The 22,162-nt window shown below is 66.2% G+C and carries 22 protein-coding genes; 13 read left to right on the top strand and 9 right to left on the bottom strand.

The annotated features are described in order from the left end of the window. Positions 1-22 precede the first annotated feature (22 nt). A complete protein-coding gene (locus CI41S_RS07005) occupies positions 23-580 on the bottom strand; it encodes an HNH endonuclease (RefSeq protein WP_139486795.1) in 558 nt (185 codons plus the stop codon). A gap of 193 nt (positions 581-773) precedes the next feature. Here CI41S_RS07005 and CI41S_RS07000 point away from each other — a divergent pair, with 193 nt between their 5' ends. Beyond that, positions 774-2,534: a chloride channel protein gene (locus CI41S_RS07000; RefSeq protein ID WP_139858003.1), complete on the top strand. Its 1,761-nt coding sequence runs from the start codon at positions 774-776 to the stop codon at positions 2,532-2,534. 278 nt (positions 2,535-2,812) lie between these two features. Here the strand turns inward: CI41S_RS07000 and CI41S_RS06995 are convergent, their stop codons facing one another. The 6 genes from CI41S_RS06995 to CI41S_RS06970 all read right to left on the bottom strand — a co-directional run bounded on the left by CI41S_RS06995 (position 2,813) and on the right by CI41S_RS06970 (position 10,937). Continuing rightward, entirely contained in the window at positions 2,813-3,790 is a 978-nt protein-coding gene (locus CI41S_RS06995) for a peptidyl-alpha-hydroxyglycine alpha-amidating lyase family protein (RefSeq protein WP_139858001.1), read from the bottom strand. Positions 3,791-3,901: 111 nt separating this feature from the next. Then, positions 3,902-5,689, bottom strand: a complete 1,788-nt coding sequence (locus tag CI41S_RS06990; RefSeq protein WP_139857999.1) for a flavin-containing monooxygenase — start codon at positions 5,687-5,689, stop codon at positions 3,902-3,904. A 123-nt stretch (positions 5,690-5,812) separates the two neighbouring features. Next, on the bottom strand, positions 5,813-6,901 hold the full coding sequence (locus tag CI41S_RS06985; protein WP_139857996.1) for a DUF2855 family protein: 1,089 nt from the start codon (positions 6,899-6,901) through the stop codon (positions 5,813-5,815). A gap of 94 nt (positions 6,902-6,995) precedes the next feature. Further along, entirely contained in the window at positions 6,996-8,522 is a 1,527-nt protein-coding gene (locus CI41S_RS06980; protein WP_139857994.1) for an acyl-CoA synthetase, read from the bottom strand. 227 nt (positions 8,523-8,749) lie between these two features. Next, the gene (locus tag CI41S_RS06975; protein ID WP_430650007.1) at positions 8,750-9,907 is read right to left on the bottom strand and encodes an ABC transporter substrate-binding protein; all 1,158 of its coding nucleotides are present in this window, start codon (positions 9,905-9,907) and stop codon (positions 8,750-8,752) included. A 58-nt stretch (positions 9,908-9,965) separates the two neighbouring features. Continuing rightward, a complete protein-coding gene (locus tag CI41S_RS06970) occupies positions 9,966-10,937 on the bottom strand; it encodes an NAD(P)H-dependent flavin oxidoreductase (protein ID WP_139857990.1) in 972 nt (323 codons plus the stop codon). Positions 10,938-11,102: 165 nt separating this feature from the next. Between CI41S_RS06970 and CI41S_RS06965 the strand changes: the two genes are divergently transcribed. The 4 genes from CI41S_RS06965 (at position 11,103) to CI41S_RS06945 (ending at position 13,797) form a co-directional block, all read left to right on the top strand. After that, entirely contained in the window at positions 11,103-11,990 is an 888-nt protein-coding gene (locus CI41S_RS06965) for a LysR family transcriptional regulator (RefSeq protein WP_139857988.1), read from the top strand. Between the two features lie 156 nt (positions 11,991-12,146). Then, a complete protein-coding gene (locus CI41S_RS06960; RefSeq protein WP_139486784.1) occupies positions 12,147-12,353 on the top strand; it encodes a YgaP family membrane protein in 207 nt (68 codons plus the stop codon). Between the two features lie 6 nt (positions 12,354-12,359). Continuing rightward, complete coding sequence (locus CI41S_RS06955) at positions 12,360-12,905, top strand: RNA polymerase sigma factor (protein WP_139486783.1); 546 nt, start codon at positions 12,360-12,362, stop codon at positions 12,903-12,905. 379 nt (positions 12,906-13,284) lie between these two features. After that, entirely contained in the window at positions 13,285-13,797 is a 513-nt protein-coding gene (locus CI41S_RS06945) for a methyltransferase family protein (RefSeq protein WP_139857984.1), read from the top strand. A 38-nt stretch (positions 13,798-13,835) separates the two neighbouring features. On the opposite strand, the gene CI41S_RS06940 is transcribed toward CI41S_RS06945, so the two are convergent. Then, entirely contained in the window at positions 13,836-14,489 is a 654-nt protein-coding gene (locus CI41S_RS06940; protein ID WP_139857982.1) for a DNA-3-methyladenine glycosylase family protein, read from the bottom strand. 145 nt (positions 14,490-14,634) lie between these two features. Between CI41S_RS06940 and gluQRS the strand changes: the two genes are divergently transcribed. Together gluQRS and CI41S_RS06930 are read left to right on the top strand one after the other, a co-directional pair. Further along, on the top strand, positions 14,635-15,501 hold the full coding sequence (gene gluQRS, locus CI41S_RS06935; protein WP_139857980.1) for a tRNA glutamyl-Q(34) synthetase GluQRS: 867 nt from the start codon (positions 14,635-14,637) through the stop codon (positions 15,499-15,501). A gap of 293 nt (positions 15,502-15,794) precedes the next feature. After that, complete coding sequence (locus CI41S_RS06930) at positions 15,795-17,081, top strand: ATP-binding protein (RefSeq protein WP_139486778.1); 1,287 nt, start codon at positions 15,795-15,797, stop codon at positions 17,079-17,081. Here the strand turns inward: CI41S_RS06930 and CI41S_RS06925 are convergent. Next, positions 17,008-17,901 carry a YihY/virulence factor BrkB family protein gene (locus CI41S_RS06925; protein ID WP_139857978.1) on the bottom strand — a complete coding sequence of 298 codons (894 nt, stop codon included), beginning with the start codon at positions 17,899-17,901 and terminating at the stop codon, positions 17,008-17,010. The genes CI41S_RS06930 and CI41S_RS06925 overlap by 74 nt on opposite strands. Positions 17,902-18,047: 146 nt before the next feature. On the opposite strand from CI41S_RS06925, the gene CI41S_RS06920 reads away from it, so the two are divergent. From CI41S_RS06920 to CI41S_RS06895, 6 genes are all read left to right on the top strand, one after another. Beyond that, positions 18,048-18,242, top strand: coding sequence for a twin transmembrane helix small protein (locus tag CI41S_RS06920; protein WP_139486776.1), 195 nt, complete (start codon positions 18,048-18,050; stop codon positions 18,240-18,242). A 22-nt stretch (positions 18,243-18,264) separates the two neighbouring features. Next, complete coding sequence (locus CI41S_RS06915) at positions 18,265-18,837, top strand: cob(I)yrinic acid a,c-diamide adenosyltransferase (protein ID WP_139486775.1); 573 nt, start codon at positions 18,265-18,267, stop codon at positions 18,835-18,837. Positions 18,838-18,964: 127 nt separating this feature from the next. Continuing rightward, positions 18,965-19,714, top strand: a complete 750-nt coding sequence (locus CI41S_RS06910; RefSeq protein ID WP_139486774.1) for an electron transfer flavoprotein subunit beta/FixA family protein — start codon at positions 18,965-18,967, stop codon at positions 19,712-19,714. Beyond that, on the top strand, positions 19,714-20,664 hold the full coding sequence (locus CI41S_RS06905; RefSeq protein WP_139857976.1) for an electron transfer flavoprotein subunit alpha/FixB family protein: 951 nt from the start codon (positions 19,714-19,716) through the stop codon (positions 20,662-20,664). Before CI41S_RS06910 ends, CI41S_RS06905 begins: the two co-directional genes overlap by 1 nt. A 150-nt stretch (positions 20,665-20,814) precedes the next feature. Further along, entirely contained in the window at positions 20,815-21,696 is an 882-nt protein-coding gene (locus CI41S_RS06900) for a 3-hydroxybutyryl-CoA dehydrogenase (RefSeq protein WP_139857973.1), read from the top strand. A gap of 245 nt (positions 21,697-21,941) precedes the next feature. Continuing rightward, the gene (locus tag CI41S_RS06895) at positions 21,942-22,130 is read left to right on the top strand and encodes a putative motility protein (protein WP_139857971.1); all 189 of its coding nucleotides are present in this window, start codon (positions 21,942-21,944) and stop codon (positions 22,128-22,130) included. The last annotated feature ends 32 nt before the right edge of the window (positions 22,131-22,162 follow it).

The following is a 22,162-nucleotide window of genomic DNA, read 5'->3' as shown; positions in this document are numbered from 1 at the left end:
GCAGGCGGTGCATTATCCTGCCCTACGGATCCAGCTCAGTATCCCAGTAGAGATAGTCGAGCCAGCTCTCGTGCAGATAGTTCGGCGGAAACAGGCGGCCGTTGCGGTGCAGCTGGTGCACGGTCGGCGCGTAGGGCGTCTGCTTCGGAAACATCTTGGCCTGCTGCGGCGTCAGGTTGCCCTTGCGCAGATTGCAGGGCGAGCAGGCGGCGACGACGTTCTCCCAGGTGGTCTGGCCACCCTTGCTGCGCGGAATGATGTGATCAAAGGTCAGGTCGTCCGCGGAGAGGCAGTACTGGCAGGAGAAGCGGTCGCGGAGGAAGACGTTGAAGCGGGTGAAGGCGGGGTGGGTGGTCGGCTTGACGAAGGATTTTAAGGATACGACGCTCGGCAGCTGGATTTCGAACGACGGACTTCGTACCGCTCTGTCGTAGTACTCGACAATGTTGACACGATCGAGGAACACCGCCTTGATCGCGTCCTGCCAGGACCAGAGCGACAGCGGGTAATAACTCAGCGGCCGGAAGTCCGCATTCAGCACCAGCACCGGCCAACCGCCTTGCGAGACATGTGCGTTCAAATAACGCTCCTGACTCCCATTAGCTGCGAAGCAGCATGCACTCACATACTACAGGCAGCGTGACGGGATTGTGAAGAGCATAGAGCGGCTTATCTGCCGTGCGCTTGCCATGTTCCCGCCCCGATTGCCACCCGTCCCTGAGGTCCGTAAAGGGAGCCGCAAGGCCCCTGTCGGCCGCTGACGGACCTATCCGATGACCACGACCTCAAGCTATCTCGAGGCGCCGCGCCGGCTGCGCGCATTCGTGCGCGCGCATGAAACCAGCCTGGTGGTGCTGGCGGTGCTGATCGGCGCCATCGGGGGCCTCGTGGTCGCGGCCATGAGCGGGCTGGTCTCCGTGCTGCATGCGGTGCTGTTCAATCTGCCATTGGGCGACCGGCTGTCGAGCCAGCCGAGCATCGATCCGCTGCGCGCCCTGCTGGTTCCCTTGGTCGGCGGCCTGCTGCTCGGGATTGCATTCCTGCTGCTGATTCGGGTCCGCCCGGCGCGCGAGATCGACCCGATCGAGGCCAATGCGCTCTATGGCGGGCGGATGTCGTTCCGCGGCAGCGTGATCGTGGCGCTGCAGACGGTCTGGTCGAGCGGCATCGGCGGCTCGGTCGGGCTCGAGGCTGGCTATACCCAGCTGTCCAGTGGGCTCGCTGCGTCGCTCGGTCGCGGCTTTCATTTGCGCCGCAACGACCAGCGAATCATGGTCGGCTGCGGCGCGGCGGCGGCGATCGCCGGCGCCTTCAGCGCGCCGCTGGCGGGCGCGTTCTATGCTTTCGAACTTGTGATCGGCGGCTATACGCCGGCGAGCCTGACCCCGGTCGGGGTCGCCGCGGTGTCAGGCTATTTCGTCGCGCATGCGTTCGAGCCGCTGCCGCTCGGGGTCGGCGTCGGCGCGGTCGGTGACGTGCTGGGGCGGGATCTTGCGATCGCAGCGCTGCTCGGCGTGATCGCGGCGCTGACCGGTATTGCCATCATGCGCGGGGTGACGCTGTGCGAGACGCTGCTCGCCAAGACCCGGCTCTGGCCGCCGCTGCGCCCGGCGCTCGGCGGGCTCGCGGTCGGCGCGCTGGCGCTGCTCACGCCGCAGGTGATGTCGTCCGGCCACGGCGCGCTGCGCTTCGCCGGCATCGTGGCGATGCCGCTCAGCTTCATTGCCAGCGTGTTCGCGCTGAAGGCCATTGCATCGATCATCTCGCTCGGCAGCGGCTTTCGCGGTGGGCTGTTCTTCGCGACGCTGTTCATGGGCGTGCTCGGCGGCCGGCTGTTCGCGGCCGGGGTCGATAGCGTCTGGCCGGGGCTGAACCTCGATCCCAACGCCTATGCGGTGATCGGGATGAGCGCGCTGTCGGCCTCGGTGATCGGCGGCCCGCTGACGATGTCGTTCATCGCGCTGGAATCGACCGGCAATCTCTGGCTCACCACCGCGGTGCTGGTCTCGGTGATCATCTCGACCACGATGACGCGCGAATTGTTCGGCTACTCGTTCGCGACCTGGCGGCTGCATCTGCGCGGCGAGAGCATCCGCAGCGCCGCCGATATCGGCTGGATCCGCGATCTCACCGTCGGGCGAATGATGCGGCAGGACATGACGACGGTGGACGCCGCGATGCCGCTCGAGACCTTCCGCGAGAAATTCCCGCCGGGCTCGAAGACCCAGGTGGTCGCGGTCGACGGCGAGGGCCATTATGCCGGGCTCGCCGTGGTCGCCGAAGCGCATGCACCCGACATCGAGGCCGACAAGGGGCTTGCGGCCATCCTGCGCCACGCCGACGTGGTGCTGCATCCCGCCATGAACGTCCAGGAGGCGATCGCGGTGTTCGACGCGGCCGAGGCCGAATCGCTCGCGGTGGTCGAGGGCGACGGCGACCGCCGGCCGATCGGCGTGCTCACCGAGGCGCATGCGATGCGCCGCTATGCGGAGGAATCGGAGCAGCGCCGCCGCGAGGTGATCGGCGAGGTTTGATTTTGTCGGCGTTTCAAAAGCAGGAAGCCGATCGCTGGTGGCCGATCATCAAGGCCTCGGGAATCAAGCCGGAGTGACATGTTTCACGCGGCAATCTCTTTGCCCCGTCATCCTGAGGTGCGAGCCCTTGCGAGCCTCGAAGGATGAATCGGCCCCGCTGCGGGCCGTCGACCCTTCGAGGGCCGCTGAAGAAGCGGCCACCTCAGGGTGACGGGGATGGTAGCGCAGGTCTCTCTACGCGTCGTCCCGGCCTTCGCCGGGACGACCCGTGGAGAGAGCTACGTCGTCACCCGCTCCAGCTTCTGCAGAAACCGGCTCACCCGCACCGCGGCCGGCATCTCGGTGTCGGGAAAGCTGGTCTTCCAGTCGGTGACGCCGACCTCGCCGACATAGATGTCGCCGCGGGAGTCCAGCGCGAGGCCGTGCGGTGCCAGGAATTTGCCGGTCTCGATGCCGGGGCCGTGCTCGCCGCCGAGCTTTGCGATGCGGTTGCCCTTGGCGTCGACGATCGACAGCCGCGGGCCGAGATTGGGCACCTTGCGGTTCACCGCCATGCCGGGGCCGAGCTCGCCGATCAGAAAGTTCGGCTGCTTGCCGCCGCCGCAGCAGCACAGCGCGCAGGGGCGGTGCAGGTTGTTCCACTGCGTCTCGTATCGGCCGTTGCCGTCGAACACCTGCACGCGATGGTTCTCGCGATCGGCGACATAGACATAGCCGTCGGAATCAGTTGCGATGTTGTGCACGATGTTGAACTGGCCGGGATCGGTGCCGGGCTCGCCCCAGGTTTTGATCAGTCTGCCGTCCGGCGTGTATTTGTGGACGCAGGCATTGCCGTAGCCGTCGGAGACGTAGATCTCGCCCTGCGGCGACAGCGCGGTGTGGGTGCAGCGATGGAACGGCTCGCCGCTCATGAACGGCGCCGGCCTGTTCGGGATCCCGATCGTCAGCAGCACCTTGCCGTCGGTCGAGCACTTGCGCACGGTGTGGTCGCCGTCGTCGGTGCAGTAGAGATTGTCGTCGGCGTCGATGTGCAGGCCGTGGGCGCGCGAGAACAGGCCTTCGCCCCAGCTGCGGAGGAAGTTGCCCTCGCGGTCGAGCACCACCATCGGGTGGGCGCCGCGGTTGAAGACGTAGATGCGGTCCTTGCTGTCGACCGCGACCGAGGCGACGTCGGTCAGGCTCCAGCCGTCGGGCAGTTTTGCGAAATTTTCGACGACGCGGTAGCGATGCTCGCCGGAGCCGAGGATGGTTGGCATTTTTGTTTTCTCCCCAGGGACGTCATTCCGGGGCGATGCGATAGCATCGAACCCGGAATCTCGAGATTCCGGGTCTGCGCTTCGCGCATCCCGGAATGACATTAGTGAGTACTACGGCAGCTCCGCCACCGGCCCGACATCGCGCGGCAGCAGCCCTTCCTCGATCGCCTCGATCTGCAGCGCGAGGTAGCGCGAGTTGATGCGGCATTGCGCGAGGCTGCCGGCGATGAACCAGAGGCCCGGCTGCGGCGTGCGGGTGTACATGTTGCGCAGCTCCTGGCCGTCGCCAAAACCCCAGATCGGGCCGACGCGCTCGGCCATCGCCGCGCCGAACAGTTTCTTCACCAGCTCTTCCTGCGGGCGGTAGCCGGTGGCGAGCACGATCAGGTCGGCGGCAATGGTCTCGCCGCTCTTCAGCCGCGCGCCTTCATTCACGAACGTATCGATATCCGCAAACTGCTGCAGCCGGATTGCGCCATCAGCTACCAGATCGGAGCAGCCGACATTGAAATAATAGCCGCCGCCGCGGGTGAGGTATTTGAACTGCCAGCCGGTGCCGCCGTCGCCGAAGTCGAGCTTGAAGCCGACCTTGGCGAGGCCGTCGAGCAGCGGCTTGTCGAGCTCCTTCGACTGTTCGGTGATCAGCACATGGCTGCGCCTGGCGAGCGTCAGCGGCATCGAGGTCGCGATCAAATCGTTGTCCTCGAGCGTGCCCTCGTTGTAGGCGGCGTAGGCAAGCTGCGCCGACGGTTCGATGTTGGTGATCAGGGTCGAGGAGCGCTGCACCAGCGTGACGTCGGCGCCGGAGGAGTGCAGGTCCTGGGCGATGTCGTGGCCGCTGTTGCCGGTGCCGATCACGATCGCGCGCTTGCCGTAAAAATCCTCGCCGTCCTCGTAGCCGCTGGAATGCAGCACCTTGCCGGCGAAATTCTTCAGCGAGGGAATATCGGGGCGGTTCGGAATGCCGCTGACGCCGGTCGCCATCACGACATGGCGCGGCTGCATCTTGCGGATCGTGCCGTCGGCGCGGCGCAGTTCGACGGTCCAGCGGCCCTGCGCGGCATCATAGCTGCCGCCGGCGAATTCGGTGCCGGTCCAGAAGTTCAGCTCCATCGCCTCGACATAGGCCTCGAACCAGTTGGCGAGCTTGTCCTTCGGGATGTAGGTCGGCCAGTTCGGCGGGAACGGCATGTAGGGCAGGTGATTGACCTGCACCTGGTTGTGCAGGGTAAGCGCGTGGTAGCGCTTGCGCCAGTTGTCGCCGATCCGCGCCTCGCGGTCGACGATCAGCGTGTCGACGTTCAATTGCTTGAGCCGCGCCGCGATCGCGAGCCCGGCCTGGCCGCCGCCGACCACCAGCACGTCAGGGTCGCGGTCGGCATATTCGGCCGCCGCCTTGCGCTGGTCGAGCCAGTTCGGCCCGCGGAAGTCGCGCGAATAGGCTTGTCCACGCGGCCGCGTGCTCCCTTGCTGCTCCTCGAACCCCTTCAGCTCCTCGAGCGCGGTCAGCAATGTCCAGGCTTTCAGGCGGTTGTCGTCGGCGGCATCGGGGATCAGCCGCACGATGCCGTGGCCGCGGCCGATCGCGGTCTCGAACTTGAAGATCGCCTCGATCGCGTTGGTGCCGGCGCGCATCACCCGCCGCGGCGCGGCGCGCTCGGCATCGATGCGGAAATTGTGCGGCGCGCTGCGCTCGGCATGCGCGGGCAGTTCCTCGAGGATCGCGAAGGCGCGGCTGACAGTCTGGATGTTCCAGGTGAAGGCGAGCACGTCGCGCCAGTAGCTGTCGGGATGGAACAGCGGCTTCAGCAGCACGTCGTCCGGGCTCGCCAGCGCGTCCTCGAACTGCAGCAGCCAATGGTCGGCGGCAACCGAAATATCGTCCGACTTGTCAAGCATCCGGCGTTTCTCGTCATCGGCCGCTTTGGCGACGTTGCCTTGCGGTGCTTTTTGCAGCGTTTCCCGTGCCGCGAACCCTATACCGATTTGCCGAGGCGCCGAAAGGCCGTGACGGGATGCCGCCTATTCGGCCAGCGACAGGATCAGGCCTTGATCCGGCGGCACCCTGCCCTGCAGGGTATCGAGATAGGCCTCACGCACCGCGTGCACGCCGCGACGTTCGACAACCCTGATCCAGTCCGGCAGATGCGGGACGAGCTCGGCCCACGCGGCGCCGAAGCGCCGGTCGACGCCGCCCGGTCCCCACTCCCTGGCGCGCTTGCGGATCTGGTCGGGCGCGAAGAACCACACCGGCTTGGCGCCGGGCAGCACGGGCTCGTCCGCGTCACTGGCGCGATGGGTCAGCCCGACGCGGAGCGAATGGACCATCTGCACGCCAAGGTGCCGATGCAGGGTCTCGCGCAGCGCGCTGTTGCCGGCCATGTCGACATAGGCCGTGGGCTCGCCTTGCGGCAGCGCGGTGACATGGTCGTAAGTCACGACCTCGTCGTAGCAGCCGAGCGATTTGACGAAATCGACATTGCCTTTCGACGTCAGCCCGACCACGCGGACGCCCGGCCGCTTGTGCAGCAGATGGGCGAGACCGAACGCGGTCTTGCTCGAGGCCGACGACAGCATGACACGGCGTGCGCCGTAGAATTCATTCTCGGCCAGAAAGTCGTCGACCATGAACGACAGCATGAACAGCGGCAGCATCAGCGCCCGGTAATCGCCCTGCCGGCCGGCATAGGTCGGATCATCAGAGACGCGGGAGTAGACGTTGTAGACCGGAGAGACCTCCTGGCGGTGCGCGGCGGCGTCGCGCAGGCCGCGCTTCGTCACATCGGCCGCCTCGATCACGAGATGCGTCGCCATCGGGAAATAGCCGAACAGCGTTTCGCCGGCCGCGACGTTCGGATGTTTCGAGGCGATCACCTCGCCAAAGCCCCAGACCGGGATGATGCCGTAGCCCTGCGGCGCTGGAAACAGGTTCCAGTATTTCAGTTGCTCGCCGATCACGGCGTAAGTGATGTTGTTGGCGGTGAAGGCGAAGCTGACAACTTTCACCAGCAGTGCGTCGGCGGGCAGCGCTGCGCCGTCCGGCAATTGCGTTTCGATGATCTTGCCCTGCGGCAGATCGTTGCGGACCACGATGAAATCGGTCGAGTTCATTTTGCGGACCCTCGCTTGTTGCGCGCCGTGATCCTTCTTGTCCTCGGCCCGCTTGGCAACAGCAACAAAGTTTGAAACGCTGTTCGCCTTGCCGTCAGCGGATGGCGTGCAACTGCCCGTCGCGGTGGAGATCGCGCAGCTTGCGCTTGAAGATCTTGCCGGTGGCCTCGCGCGGCAGCGCGTCCATGAACTGGATGTCCCGCGGCACCTTGAAATTGGCGAGCTTCCCGCGCAGGAACTCCTGCACCGCCGCGGCCGAGAGCTCCGCGCCGGCTTCCGGCTCGATGCAGGCGAACAGCCGCTCGCCATACTCCGGATCGGGGACGCCGAACACGGCGCAGTCGCGCACGCCGTCCATGCCGATCAGCGCATTCTCGATCTCGGCGGGATAGATGTTGACGCCGCCCGAGATCACCATGTCGCGCTTGCGGTCGCACAGGAACAGATAGCCGTCCGCGTCGAGATAGCCGACGTCGCCGACGCTGATCAGGCCGTCGCGGTCGGCCTCGGCGCGCGCCTTGGCGTTGCCGTGGTAGTCGAAATCCGAGGTCGCGGTCTGCCGCATGAAGATCTCGCCGGGTTCGCCGACGTCGCACAGCGTGCCGTCGGGGCGGAATATCTTGACGATGCCGCCCTCGATCGCGCGGCCGACCGTACCGGGCTTGGCCAAGGCTTCGGCGGCCGAATGCCAGACCGGGATGCCGGTCTCGGTGGAGCCGAGATATTCGTTCACGACGGGTCCCCACCATTCGATCATCGCGCGCTTGACGTCGACCGGGCAGGGGGCGGCGCCGTGGATGATGAAGCGCAGCGACGACAGGTCGTGGCGGCGCCGCGTGTCTTCCGGCAGACGCAGCAGCCACACGAACATGGTCGGCACCATGTGCATGTGGGTGACGCGATGACGCTCGATCAGTTGCAGCAGGTCCTCGGGATCGAAGCGCGGCTCCAGTACGATGCTGCAGCCGTTGCGGAAGGCGAGCATGCCGTAGGAGTGCGGCGCCGAGTGATACATCGGCCCGTTCATCAGGATCACCTGACCCTCGTTCGGCTTGATACCGTAGGTGATGGCGCCGACGCGCGCGGCCGCCGCCTGCTGCTCGGGCCGCATCGGCTTGCGCCGCACGCCCTTGGGTAGGCCGGTGGTACCTGACGTGTAGAACATCGGCGCGGCGCCGATCGGCGGATCGGCGAGCGGCTGATGGGTGTCGCGCCAGCGGTCCCAGTCGGTCATGCCGTCCGGCACGCCGGCCAGCGCCGGCGTCACGCCATAGGCGGCGGCGATCTCCGGTGGCGTCGCGACCACCAGCAGCTTGATGTCGGGCGGCAGCCCGTCCTTGATCTGCGGCAGCAGGTCGGCGTGGCAGACCAGCGTGCCGGCTCCGCTGTCGGACAGGATGTAGCCGACCTCCTCGGCCTTCAGGTGCCAGTTGATCGGCACTACCGGGCTGCCGAGCGCGGCCGCGGCCGCGACCACCTCGAACAGCGCGAAGTCGTTGCGCAGCATCATGCCGACCGGCTTGCCGCCGCGAACGCCGAGCGCGCGCAAGCCGGTCGCTGCCCGCGCGATGCGGCCGTGCATGTCGCCGTAGCTGATCTGTCTGTCGCCGCTGATGATCATGTCGCGCTCTCTTTCCCAAAGTGGAATGAGTTGGATTGAATCGATCTACCCTCGGGCACGGCCCAACTCTCCCCATCGGGGAGAGGTCGATTTGCGGTAGCAAATCGGGTGAGGGGCCGCAGCTCCAATGAGGGACCGTAACCCCTCACCCGGCGCTACGCGCCGACCTCTCCCAAGGGAGAGGTGGAATTCCGCTGCTGCTCCTGCTTGCCCGGCCTCATCATGTCCTAGCGATCGTCCAGGATCTCGCCGAAGCTGATCCAGCTCTTGCCGTTGAACCGGCGCAGCCGCAACTGCTGGAACGGCAGGTAATCGTCCGGTCCGGTGGACACCGTCATGCCCGGCAACAATAGCGGCAACGGAACCTCGTGCAACGATGCTGCCTGGCGCATGATGTTCTCGCGGCTGAAATCGTTCTTGCACGCCTTGAGCACGGCCATCAGCAGCGTCGCATAGTGATAGCCTGCCGAGTAGTTCGAGTTGCTGAGGTCCGCATTGGGCAGGTACTGCTTCATGAAGGCATGATACTCCTTCACGGCGGGGTCGTCGGCCCATTGTGCGTCCATCGTGTCCTTCTGGTTGCTGGACGAGATCAGGCCGACCGCATTCTCCAGCCCGGCGGGCTCCAGGAACGAGATCGACGAGGCCGACGTCGGCACGAAGAACAGCTCCGGCTTCCAGCCGATCTCGGCGACGCCCTTGATCATCTGCGGGGTGAACTTGCCGAGCACGACGCCGAACAGCACGTCGGCGCCGGACGCCTTCAGGGTCGCGAGCTGCGAACTGATGGTGGGCGCCGTGGTCTCGTAGCTCGCTTCCGCGACGATCATGCTCGCGGCCTTGCTGCCGAGCGCGCGCTTGAAGCCGGCGACATAGTCGCGGCCGAAATCGTCGTTCTGCGCCAGGATCGCGATCTTCGCATCCGGCTTGGTCTGCAGCACATATTTGGCATAGACCACGCCCTCGGATTCGTACGAGGCCATCCCCGGCATGGTCCACGGATAGGTCTTCGGATCGGCCCATTTGGTCGCGCCGCTCAGCACGAACAATTGCGGGATCTTCTTGGTGTTGAGATAGCGGTGCACGGCATTGTTGGTGGCGGTGCCGAGCGAGCCGAACATCATCAGCACCTCCTCCTGCTCGACCAGCTTGCGGGTCTGCTCGACGGTCTTCGGCGGCGAATAGGCGTCGTCCAGCGTGATGAATTTCACCTGCCGGCCGTTGATGCCGCCGTCCGCGTTGACCTTGGCGAAAAACGCCTCCTGGGCGCGGCCGATCGTGCCGAAGCCGGAGACCGGCCCGCTATAGGGCAGTGTCTGGCCGATCCGGATCGTCTCATTGTTGTCGGCGGCCGCTGTGCTCGTGATCGCGCAGGCGGCAAGCATCGCCGCCAGCGCATGCTGCGCTCGTCTCATCATTCGCTCCCGGACTGCTGCAATAGGGTCAGGCGCTGGCCCGCAGGAAATCGCTGCGCGCCGCGGTGAACTCCGCCTTCAGCCGCGCCACCAGTTCGGCGACCGGCGGGGCGTCGGTGATCTGGCCGATGCCCTGGCCGGAGCCCCAGATGTCGCGCCAGGCCTTGGCCTTCATGTTGCCGCCGGAGCCGAAATTCATCTTGGTCTTGTCGGCGACCGGCAGGTTGGCGGGGTCGAGCCCCGCCGCCGCGATCGACGGCCCGAGATAATTGCCATGCACGCCGGTGAACAGGTTCGAATAGACGATGTCGTGCGCGGCGTGTTCGGTCAGCGCCTGCTTGTACCTGAGATCGGCATTGGCCTCCTCGGTGGCGATGAAGCGGGTGCCGATATAGGCGAGGTCGGCGCCGAGCGCGAGCGCGGACGCGATGCTCCAGCCGTCGGAAATCGCCCCCGACAGCAGGATCGTGCCCTTGAACCACTGCTTGACCTCGCGCACCAGCGCGAACGGCGAGAGGGTGCCGGCATGCCCGCCGGCGCCGGCACAGACTAGGATCAGGCCGTCGACGCCCTGCTCGGCGGCCTTGCGGGCGTGCTTCACGTTGATGACGTCGTGGAACACCACGCCGCCATAGGAGTGCGCGGCCTCGACGATCTCGGACGGCGGACGCAGCGAGGTGATGATCACGGGCACCTTGTGCTTCACGCAGGTTTCCATGTCTTTCATCAGCCGGTCGTTGGAGGCGTGGCAGATCTGGTTGACCGCGTAGGGCGCCACCTTCTTCTCCGGATGCAGCGCCTGGTACTCGCCGAGCTCGTCGGCAATGCGCGTCAGCCACTCGTCGAGCTTTTCGACCGGACGGGCATTCAGCGCCGGGAACGAACCGACGATGCCGGCCTTGCACTGCGCGATCACGAGCTCGGGCCCCGACACGATGAACAGCGGCGAGCCGACCACCGGCAGTTCGAGCTTGTTGGCGAGCGAAGCGGGTAGCGGCATCTGTCGGGTCCTCCATGCGCGCGCCATCGGCCGGCGGCCGGATGGGAAGCGGGTTGTGTTGTGCTGAACGGCAGTTCTCTTGCCCGCCAATATAGGGCTGGACGGCACCGGCGTGGCGTTCAATATTGAACAGACGACCTGCCAGGATTGAACGGAGCGGACGGCATGGACTGGGATCTCTGCAAGACCTTCGTCGCGGTGGCGGAGACGCGGAGCCTGGCCGGCGCTGCACGCCGGCTGCGCATCAGCCATCCGACCGCCGGCCGCAACGTCGCCGCGCTGGAACGGCAGCTCGGCACCCGCCTGTTCGCCCGCTCCAGTGACGGGCTGTCGCTCACCTCGCACGGCCGCAAGTTCCGCGAGTACGCCGAGGCGATGGCCGCGGCCGCCTTGCGCGCGGAGGCCGTGGCGTCCGCGACCGGCGCACAGGCCCGCGGCGTCGTGAAGCTGTCGATCGGCGCGACGCTGGCGTCGCACTGGCTGATGCCGCGTCTCAAGCCGTTCCTGCGCGATCACCCCAACATCCAGCTCGAGATCATCACCCACCCGTTTCCGGCAAGCGTGCGCCGCCGCGAGGCCGACGTGGTGCTGCGGCCGGTCGATGCCGGCGACGAAAATCTGATCGGGCGCCGGATCGGACGGCTCGGCGCCGGCTTCTACGCCTCGCGCGACTATGCGGCCGGGCGCAAGCTTCCCGAGCGGTCGGACGAGTGGAAGGGTCACAGCGTGATCGGCTTCGCCGACCAGGCCTCGAATGCGGATCTGGCGCGCTGGAGCGACTTCGTCACGCGGCAGGGCACGATGGTGATGCGCTGCTCCTCGCAGGGCGACATGCTGGCGGCGGCGCGCGCCGGGCTCGGGGTGTCCGTGCTGTCCTGCCTGGTGGCGGCGCCGTATCCCGATCTGATCCGGATCGCGCCGCAAAAGCTCTTCAGCCTGTCCGATCTCTGGCTGCTCGCGCATCCCGATCTGGTCGAGCTGCCCGCGGTGCGCGCCGTGCTCGGCTTCGTCACCGACTGCGCACGCCAGGACCGCGTCCGGCTGCGCGGCTGAAGGGTGGTCCAGGGCGCGCCCGACGTCCACGCCAGCCCGCCGAAGCTGCCAGCCCCCTCAAATTATTTTTTGGGCCGCGACCCCGGCGCCGGGTTTGCGCCCTCTTGTCTGGATGAATGCGCCATCGCGGCGTGTCACGAACCGGAGCACAGAACCATGTGGTATAGGAAGAACGTCGGCGGATGGGAGCGCGCGGCCAGGCTGATCGGCGGGAGCTTGATGCTCATTTGCGGCGTGGTTGCGCTGCACGCGTCGCCGCTCGGGCTACTGCTCGGCGGTGCAGGTGTGGTGACGCTGGTCACTGGCGTGTTCGGCTATTGTCCTGCTTGCGCCGTCGCCGGGCGCGAGCCACTGAAGGGGTGACGACCCTTGGCGCGCGTATCAGACGATCTCTTGCTCGCGGCACAGTCGGGCGACCGGCACGCGCTCACACAGCTGCTGGTGGCGCTGCAGCCGGACATTCGACGCTACGCCCGGCGCCTTTGCTACCGCGCCTCGGTCATCGAAGATGTGGTGCAAGAGGCACTCATCGTCGTGTACCGGCGCGTGGGCACGATCCGCAGTCCAGCCGCACTCGCCGGCTGGCTGCTAACCGTCATCGCGCGCCTTTGCATGCTGCCGGCGCTGATGCTGATGCGCGGAGTCGAGGAACTCGCCAGCCTGGAAGAGGCACGCGAACTCGCAAAGGTCCCGCCGGACGAGTTACGCATAGACTTGGTCAATGCGATCGAGTCGCTTTCGCCGTCGCATCGCGAAGTGCTGCTGCTGCGAGATCTCGAAGATCTGACGATTGGGGAAATCGCCCGGCGGCTCGGCGTGACGCGCGAGGCGGCCAAGAGCCGCCTGCGCCGCGCCCGCACATTGGTGCGCGAATATCTGCTCGGCGCAAAGGACAGCGGACGAGAGAGCACATGAATTACTTTCGTGGAACCGGCATGTTCGGGAGCGTTTTCCTGGGCGCACACCTGATGCGCGGCGCAGCTGCGGCGGCGCTATTCGCTTGGGCCATCGTTGACCAGACCGCGCACCCTTGGCTATCCCTGGGCGCGGGCGTTGCCGCCCTCGTCGCGTTACGCGGATGCCCGATGTGCTGGACTGTGGGCTTGGTCGAGACGCTTTCGCAAGGCCGTCGCGGTTCAACAGATGCTCTTTCAATAAATAGAGCGTTTTCCAGCGAAGTGGATACCGGTTCGCGTGAAGAAAACGCGTCAAGAAAAGAATCTAGAGCTCCGTTCCGATTCCATCGGAACGGAAATTGCTCTAGCGCCGCCGGCGAAAGCATCAGGGAGCGACCATGCAAAGGGTGAGTGCCGTCTTAGGCTCTGCACTATTCTTCCTGGTTGCGCCGTGTGTGCTCGCAGGTCTGATCCCGTGGTCGATGACGCGCTGGGAGTTCAAGCCTGCCTTTTTCGGTCTTGAGGCCGCGCGCTCAGTCGGCGTTCTCCTCATCCTGGTCGGTTTGCCTGGACTCGTGGACTCCTTTGCACGATTTGCGCTTCAAGGACTCGGCACACCTGCGCCCATTGCGCCAACCAAGAACTTGGTGGTCACAGGTCTCTACCGGCACGTGCGCAATCCGATCTACCTCGCCGTCGTCGCAATCATCCTTGGTCAGGCGATGTTGTTTGGCGATTGGCGCCTCGTTCTGTTGGGCGCACTGCTCTGGCTCGCCTTCCACCTGTTCGTCGTTGCCTATGAAGAGCCGACCTTGCAGAGCACGTTTGGTTCAGAGTACGAGGCATATTGCGCGAACGTCCGCCGCTGGATTCCGCGGGTGATCCCCTGGAGAGCCCCGCAGTCCGGTTGACGATAGCCCGAAGAAATGAGGTCGGGCGGTATCCCGCACTAGGCTGTGCTCGCGATGACGCCCTCGCGCTTCCGGAGCACGCGGTAATACGCCCACCACAGATGCGCGGCGGCGCCGCGCAGCGGACGCCACGGCTCGGCGAGCGGCGCCATCTGCTTCGGCGTCGGCCGCTCCTTTAGCCCGAGCCCGGTCTTGACCGCCTCCTGCACCGCGAGGTCGCCCGCCGGCCAGGCGTCGCCATGGCCGAGGCAGAACAGCAGATAGACGTCGGCGGTCCACGGGCCGATGCCGGGCAGCGCGGTCAGCGTGTTGTGCGCGGCGTCGGCTTCTTCGTTGGCGAGCACGTCGAGGTTCAACCGCTCCTCGGCGAGTTCGCGCGCGATATGCTTGAGCGTCTTGATCTTGGCCGCCGACAGCCCAAGCCGGCCGAGGCGATCGGCGCGGGCCTTGCGGATCGCGTCATGATGGAACGGATCGAACGCCTGGCTGACCCGGCCCCAGATCGCCGCCGCGCTCGCGGTCGACAGCTGCTGGCCGCAGATGATGGCGGCGAGCCCGGCAAATCCCGGCTCGCGCTGCCGGATCGCCGGCATCCCGGTCAGTTCGAGGATCGGACGCAGACGCCGGTCCTGCGCGACGAGCTTTTGGATCGCGTCATCGAGGTCGGCCTGGGTTTCGAGGTGGATCAGCATTGTGGGACTGGCTTCAACGTGTCATGCGCGGGCTTGACGGGTGCATCCATCTCCTATCGTAACAGAGTCTCGTTTAGAAGAATCGCCGGGCATAGGCGAGCGGAAGCAGGCGGCTATGCCCGGCCATGACTTGCGATTGATCGCCATGCCACCCGTTTTCCGTTTTGCGCCGAGCCCGAACGGCTATCTGCATGTTGGTCACGCCTATTCGGCGCTGCTCAACTTCGACCTCGCGCGGCAGACCGGCGGGCGCTTGCTGCTGCGGATCGAGGACATCGACGTGACGCGGTGCCGGCCGGAGTTCGAGACGGCGATTTATGAGGATCTCGCCTGGCTCGGGATTGTCTGGGAGACGCCGGTGCGCCGGCAGTCGGAGCATTTTCCCGCCTATCGCGCGGCGGTCGAGCAACTCGCGGCGCAGGGGCTGGTCTATCCGAGCTTCGAGAGCCGCGCCGAGATTGCGCGGCTGGTGGCCGAGCAGGACGCCCGCGGCGCCTGGCCGCGCGATCCCGATGGCGCGCCGCTTTATCCGGGAACCGCGAAATCGCTCGCGGCTGACGAGCGCGACCGGCTGATGGCGCAGGGCCAGCCCTTTGCGCTGCGGCTCGACATGGCGGCGGCGTGCGCTCGTGCCGGCGGCCTCGCCTGGCGTGAAGCCGGCGCGGGGCCGGGCGGCGAGACCGGGGAGGTGACAGCCCGCCCGGAGGCCTGGGGCGACGTCATCCTGGCGCGCAAGGAGACCCCGACCAGCTACCATCTCTCGGTCGTGATCGACGATGCCCTGCAGGGCGTCACCGACGTCGTCCGGGGCATGGACCTGTTCTGGTCGACCAGCGTCCATCGCCTGCTGCAGACGCTGCTCGGCCTGCCGCAACCGGCCTACCGCCACCACCGGCTGATCCACGACGCGGCAGGGCAAAAACTGTCCAAATCGACCCGGGCGACCGGGCTGCGCGAATTGCGGGCGGCGGGGGCGAGCCCGGCCGGCATCCGCGGTCTGGTCGGCTTGTAGTCCGCCGCGGAGGAGCTGTGCTCCCTCAGCCGGGGGAGCCTGCACGATTTTCTGAATAGTAGAATAATACCGCTGATTTGACCGGCGTGTCGGGTTGCCCGGTCGAACCGGCCGCTGCCGGCTACTTTGCATGGGGTTGTTTTTCGGCATTTTGGCCGCGCCCGTGGCAGAGGTTCCGCAAATGGATGGAGCGCTTACCATCACCCTGATTTGCCTCGGCTCCTCCCAAAGGGCGCCGTGACTCCGCCACTGCTGGCATGTCATGCTGGCGGCGGGGCGGGGTCACGGAGATCATGGCGAAACGATCGCGCGGAGGGCGCAGCAAGCGGCAAGCCAAGCGGCCGCCGCCGAAGACGCGCGCCCTCAAGACAAAAGCCCGCACGGCCAAAACTCGCGCCGTCAAGGCGGCCGCAAAGCCGCGCCGCAAGGCCGCGAAGCCGTCGGCGAAGTCCGGCCCCGGCATGGTCGAAACCGCGCTCGCTGCCTTCGCCCATGAGGTGCGGACGCCGCTGACCGGGATTCTTGCGATCAGCAACCTGCTCGCGACTTCCGATCTCGGCGAGCGCGAGCGGCGCTGGGTCGACACCATCAAGGCCGGCGCCGAGCACTTAGCGAGCCTTGCGACGCTGTTCGTCGATGCCGCGCGCAGCGAGGGGCCCGGGCTCGAGATCCGGCAGGACTTCTTCGACCTGCGGGCGCTGGCGCGCGGTGCCGGCGATTCGCTGGCCGGCCGCGCGGCGGCCAAGGGGCTGCAGGCCTCCGTCGAGATGTCCGACAAATTGCCGGCGTTCGCGGTCGGTGATCCGGTCCGGCTGCGGGCCGCGCTGGAAAACCTGATCGACAACGCCGTCAAGTTCACCGAGCAGGGCAGCATCGAGCTCGATGTGGTGCCGGCGCGCGCCCCGAAGGGCAAAGTCGGCGTCGCCTTTGCGATCTCCGACAGCGGCATCGGGCTGTCGCTTGCCGAGGTCAAGCGCCTGTTCCGGCCGTTCTCGCAGGCCAATGTCTCGATCGCCTCGCGGTTCGGCGGCGCCGGGCTCGGCCTGTCCTCGGTCAAGCAACTGGCACGCGCCATGGGCGGTGACATCGTCGCGACCCCTCGCGCCGGCGGCGGCACCGTGTTCACACTGAACGTGCTGCTGGCGCCGGCCGACGGCCCCGTCGGCGTGCTGTCCGACGATCGGGCGGCGAAGGCGGCGCAGGGGCTGCGGCTGCTCAGCGTCGAGGACAACCCGTTCGGCCGCGTCGTGCTCAACACCATCCTGACCGAGCTCGGTCACCATGCCGAATTCGTCGGCCGGGGCGAGGCCGCACCGGAGCGGCTCGGTCAGGGCGCGTTCGACGCGGTGCTGATGGATATGGTGCTGCCGGGCATCGGCGGGGTCGAGGCGATCAAGCGCATCCGCGCGCTGCCGCCGCCGCATGGCCGCATCGCGATTGTCGGCATCTCCGGCCGCGTCGAGGACGAGGCCGCCGCGCGCGCCGCCGGCGCCGACGGCTTCCTCGTCAAACCGGTGTCTCCGCGCGCGCTGGCAACTGCGCTGCTTGAAGCGTGCCGTCGCGCGGCAGCCGCGACTTGATGATCGCCGCGTTGAGCTCGCCGCCGAACACGAAGATCGCGGCGATGAAATACAGGAACACCAGCGCGATCACCACCGAGGCGAGCCCCGCATACATCGTGACGTAGTTGTTGGCGAAGCGCGCCAGGTACATGCCGAAGCCGATGCCCGACAGCAGCGAGGCGACCACGGTGAAGACGATGCCGGGCACGATCTGCAGGAAGCTGCGGCGGCCCGCCGGCAGCCAGGCGTGCAGGATGAACAGCGCGACCACCAGCGCCAGGATCGTGATGCCGTAGCGGGCGGTGTTGAGCAGGCTCTCGTTGGATTCGACGAAGAACGGGATATAGCGCCGCCCCGCCTCGATGATCAGCGGCCCAAGCACGATCAGGAACGCCATCGCCAGCGACGTGACTGCGGCGACCAGCGTGTAGCCGATCGATTCCAGCCGCAGCCAGTACCAGCTTCGCGGCTCGGGCACGGCATAGGCGCGGTTCAGCGCCACCCGCAGCGCCTCGACGCCGTTGGAGGCGAAGTACACCGCGAGCACCGCGCCGATGGTCAGGATATCGCCGCGTGTCGTGGTCAGCACGTCGTGGATCTCGCCGGACAGGGAATCGGCGACCTGCTGCGGCCAGACCTGCAGCAATAGCCCGACCGCCTGGTCGGCCAGCTGCTTGGAGCCGAAGAAGCCGGCCAGCGACGTCAGCACGATCAGGAACGGGAATAGCGCCATCAGGGTCGACAGCGCGATGTGGCTCGCGATCGCCCAGCCGTCATCGGCGAGGAACGTGTAAAGGGCATCGATCACGACATGGGTGACGTAACGAAGCTGTTTCACATTCCACCCGGCATCATCGACAACGGCTCGGCCCGAGACTGGGTCCAGCTTGGGATATTACGCGCGGAAAAGCCAGTCGGTTGCATCGACCGGTCGCATGGCCGCCGTCGGTGGAAGTCCGCCTCATGCGGTGTTATGTAGCGAAGATGGCATCTGCTCTCAGCATGTTCATTCTTCCAATCGCCGTCGGCGCCGTGGCGCTGGTGCTGCTGCTCGGCCTCATCAACATGATGAAAGGCGGCTCGCCGAACACGTCGCAGAAGCTGATGCGGCTGCGCGTCCTGCTGCAATTCGTCGCCATCGTCATCGCCATGATCGCGGTCTGGGCGATGGGTCGGTAGACGCTCTAAGGAGATCACGACCATGGTCGTTCTCAATCGGATCTACACGCGCACCGGCGATGACGGCACCACCGCGCTCGGCTCCGGCGAGCGGCGGCCGAAATACGATCTGCGCGTTGCCGCCTATGGTACGGTCGACGAGACCAATGCTGCGATCGGCGTGGTGCGGCTGCATCTGGCTGATAGCCCCGACGTTGATGCGATGCTCGGGCGGATCCAGAACGATCTGTTCGATCTCGGCGCCGACCTCGCGGTGCCCGAGCGCGAGGGCAAGGCCGAGCGGCTGCGGATGCTGGCGAGCCAGGTCGAGCGGCTCGAGCGCGACATCGATCAGCTCAACGACCAGCTGGCGCCGCTGACCTCGTTCGTGCTGCCGGGCGGCACGGCGGCATCTGCATATCTGCATCTCGCCCGCACCATATGTCGCCGCGCGGAACGCATGATGGTGGAACTCGCGGCCCGGCCGGACGAGCCGGTCAATGCCGCTGGCATCCAGTATATGAACCGCCTGTCGGATTTCCTGTTCGTTGCCAGCCGCTTCCAGAACAACAAGGGCGCCGGGGACGTGTTGTGGGTGCCCGGCCAGAACCGCTAAACTGGTTCAAATCCGGAAGGACGGATTTTTGGTTTTGGCGCGTTGACCGGGGGTAGCGGGACCTTTAGGTTCCGCGCCAGCCAACCAAAACCCATAAAATCAAAGCGAAAGAGGATCAGAGGGATCGATGAAGGTTCTTGTGCCGGTAAAGCGGGTCGTCGACTACAACGTCAAGGTCCGCGTCAAGAGCGACGGGACGGGCGTTGAGCTCGCCAACGTCAAGATGTCGATGAACCCGTTCGACGAAATCGCCGTCGAGGAAGCGCTGCGGCTGAAGGAAGCCAGCAAGGCGACCGAGGTGGTGGTGGTGTCGATCGGACCGGCGCAGGCCTCGGAGACCATCCGCACCGGCCTCGCCATGGGCGCCGACCGCGGCATCCTCGTGAAGGCCGAGGGCAATGTCGAACCGCTCGCGGTCGCCAAGATCCTCAAGGCGGTGGTCGAGGCGGAGCAGCCCGGCCTCGTCATTCTCGGCAAGCAGGCGATCGACGACGACAGCAACCAGACGGGCCAGATGCTGGCCGCGCTGCTCGGCTGGTCGCAGGCGACCTTCGCCTCCAAGCTCGAGGTCGATGGCTCCGACTTCAAGGTCACGCGCGAAGTCGACGGCGGCCTGCAGACCATCAAGCTGAAGGGCCCGGCGATCGTCACCACTGACCTGCGTCTCAACGAGCCGCGCTACGCCTCGCTGCCCAACATCATGAAGGCGAAGAAGAAGCCGATCGACGACAAGAGCGCGTCGGACTATGGCGTCGATCTCGCGCCGCGTCTGGAAATCATCAAGACCTCGGAACCGGCAGGCCGCAAGGCGGGCGTCAAGGTGAAGGACGTTGCCGAACTCGTGAACAAGCTCAAGACCGAAGCCGGGGTTCTCTGATGACGACGCTGCTGATTGCTGAACACGACCACGAGACCCTCAAGGACGCCACCAACAAGGCGCTGACCGCAGCCGGCCAGCTCGGCGGCGACGTTCATGTGCTGGTCGCCGGCGGCGGCCAGGGCACCAAGGCGGCGGCTGAAGCCGCGGCCAAGCTCGCCGGCGTCGCCAAGGTGCTGGTCGCCGAAGGTCCGGCCTATGAGCACGACCTCGCTGAGCCGCTGGCGGCGCTGATCGTGGCGCTGGCGCCGAACTACGACGCCTTCGTCGCGCCCGCGACTTCGCGCTTCAAGAACGTGATGCCGCGCGTCGCAGCCCTGCTCGACGTCATGCAGGTCTCCGAGATCAGCAAGGTGGTCGCGCCCGACACCTTCGAGCGGCCGATCTACGCCGGCAACGCGATCCAGACCGTGAAGTCGAAGGACGCCAAGAAGGTGATCACGGTGCGCACCTCGACCTTCGCCGCCGCCGGCGAGGGCGGCAGCGCGGCGATCGAGAGCGCGGCGGCGGCGGCCGATCCCGGCCTGTCCACGTTCGTCGGCGAGGAGGTCGCCAAGAGCGACCGTCCGGAGCTGACCTCGGCCAAGATCATCGTCTCTGGCGGTCGCGCCATGCAGAGCCGCGAGAATTTTGCAAAATACATCGAGCCGCTCGCCGACAAGCTTGGCGCCGGTGTCGGCGCCTCGCGCGCGGCGGTCGATGCCGGCTATGCGCCGAACGACTGGCAGGTCGGCCAGACCGGCAAGGTGGTGGCCCCGGAACTTTATGTCGCGGTCGGCATCTCCGGCGCGATCCAGCATCTGGCCGGCATGAAGGACTCCAAGGTGATCGTCGCGATCAACAAGGACGAGGACGCGCCGATCTTCCAGGTCGCCGATTACGGCCTGGTCGCCGACCTCTACCAGGCGGTTCCGGAGCTCACCGAAGCGCTCGGCAAGCTCGGAAAGTAAGCGACAAGACACCGGCCGGATGGCTAAGCTCCGGCCGGTGTTCTTATTTTGAACAGCCGATTCCGGAATTGGGCAACCCGGAAGGCTTCTTTTCGGGTATCGTTGGGCATGGGCAGGCGCGATGTGCGCGCCGTTCCGGTGGATGACAAGATGACGGTGGCAATCAAGAAGGTCGGCGTGATCGGTTCGGGCCAGATGGGCAATGGCATCGCCCATGTGGCGGCGCTGGCCGGCTTCGACGTGGTGCTCAACGACGTGTCCGCCGACCGGCTGAAGTCGGCGCTCGCGACCATCAACGGCAATCTGACCCGCCAGGTCGCGAAGAAGACCATTTCAGAGGACGAGCGCAAGAAGGCGCTCGACCGCATCGCCTCCGCCGAGGCACTCGACGCGCTGGCCGATTGCGATCTCGTGATCGAGACCGCGATCGAGAAGGAAGAGACCAAGCGCAAGATCTTCCATGAGGTCTGCGCGGTGCTGAAACCCGAGGCGATCGTCGCGACCAACTCGTCGTCGATCTCGATCACAAGGCTCGCCGCCTCGACCGATCGCCCGGAGAAATTCATCGGCATTCATTTCATGAATCCGGTACCGGCGATGGAGCTGGTCGAGCTGATCCGTGGCATCGCCACCGACGACATGACCTTCGACACCGCCAAGGCGTTCGTCGCCAGGCTCGGCAAGCAGGTCGCGGTGTCGGAGGATTTCCCGGCCTTCATCGTCAACCGCATCCTGCTGCCGATGATCAACGAGGCGATCTACACGCTGTATGAGGGCGTCGGCAACGTCGAGGCGATCGACGCCGCGATGAAGCTCGGCGCGCATCATCCGATGGGCCCGCTCGAGCTCGCCGATTTCATCGGCCTCGACACTTGTCTGTCGATCATGCAGGTGCTGCATGAGGGCCTCGCCGATTCAAAGTACCGGCCGTGCCCGCTGCTGGTGAAATACGTCGAGGCCGGCTGGCTCGGCCGCAAGACCCAGCGCGGCTTCTACGACTACCGCGGCGACCGCCCGATCCCGACGCGGTAGCTGAGCATCTGTCTCTACGACCGTCACCCTGAGGTGCGAGCCCTTGCGAGCCTCGAAGGGTCGACGGCCACCAGCCGGGCCGTGCATCCTTCGAGACGCGGCCAAGAGCCGCTCCTTCAGCGACAAAGGCGAAGCCTTTGCGCGGGGATGACGGATTACGGGAACGATGCGCCGGCCTGCCTCGGCCGGTTACCCGCCGTTAACTTTCGCGAGCTACGCCATGCGCTGTTCTGGGAGTACCGCGCATGGACATGATGAGCATGGTCACGAGCATCCTGTCGATGCAGCAGGGCAGTCTGCAGAACGAGATCGCGACCCGCGTCACCAAGCAGAACATCGACGCCGAGAGATTCGCGGTTCAGACTCTGCTCGGCACGCCGTCCACGGCAAATCTGGCCGCCGGCGTCGGCGGCAACCTCAACACGGTCGCCTGAATTCCCGCGGCTCGCGGGTTCAGTACCCGCTG

Origin of the sequence: Bradyrhizobium ivorense, assembly GCF_900696085.1 — a bacterium.
GTDB classification, from domain to species: Bacteria; Pseudomonadota; Alphaproteobacteria; order Rhizobiales; family Xanthobacteraceae; genus Bradyrhizobium; species Bradyrhizobium ivorense.
This window is presented reverse-complemented; position numbering and strand designations above follow the sequence as displayed.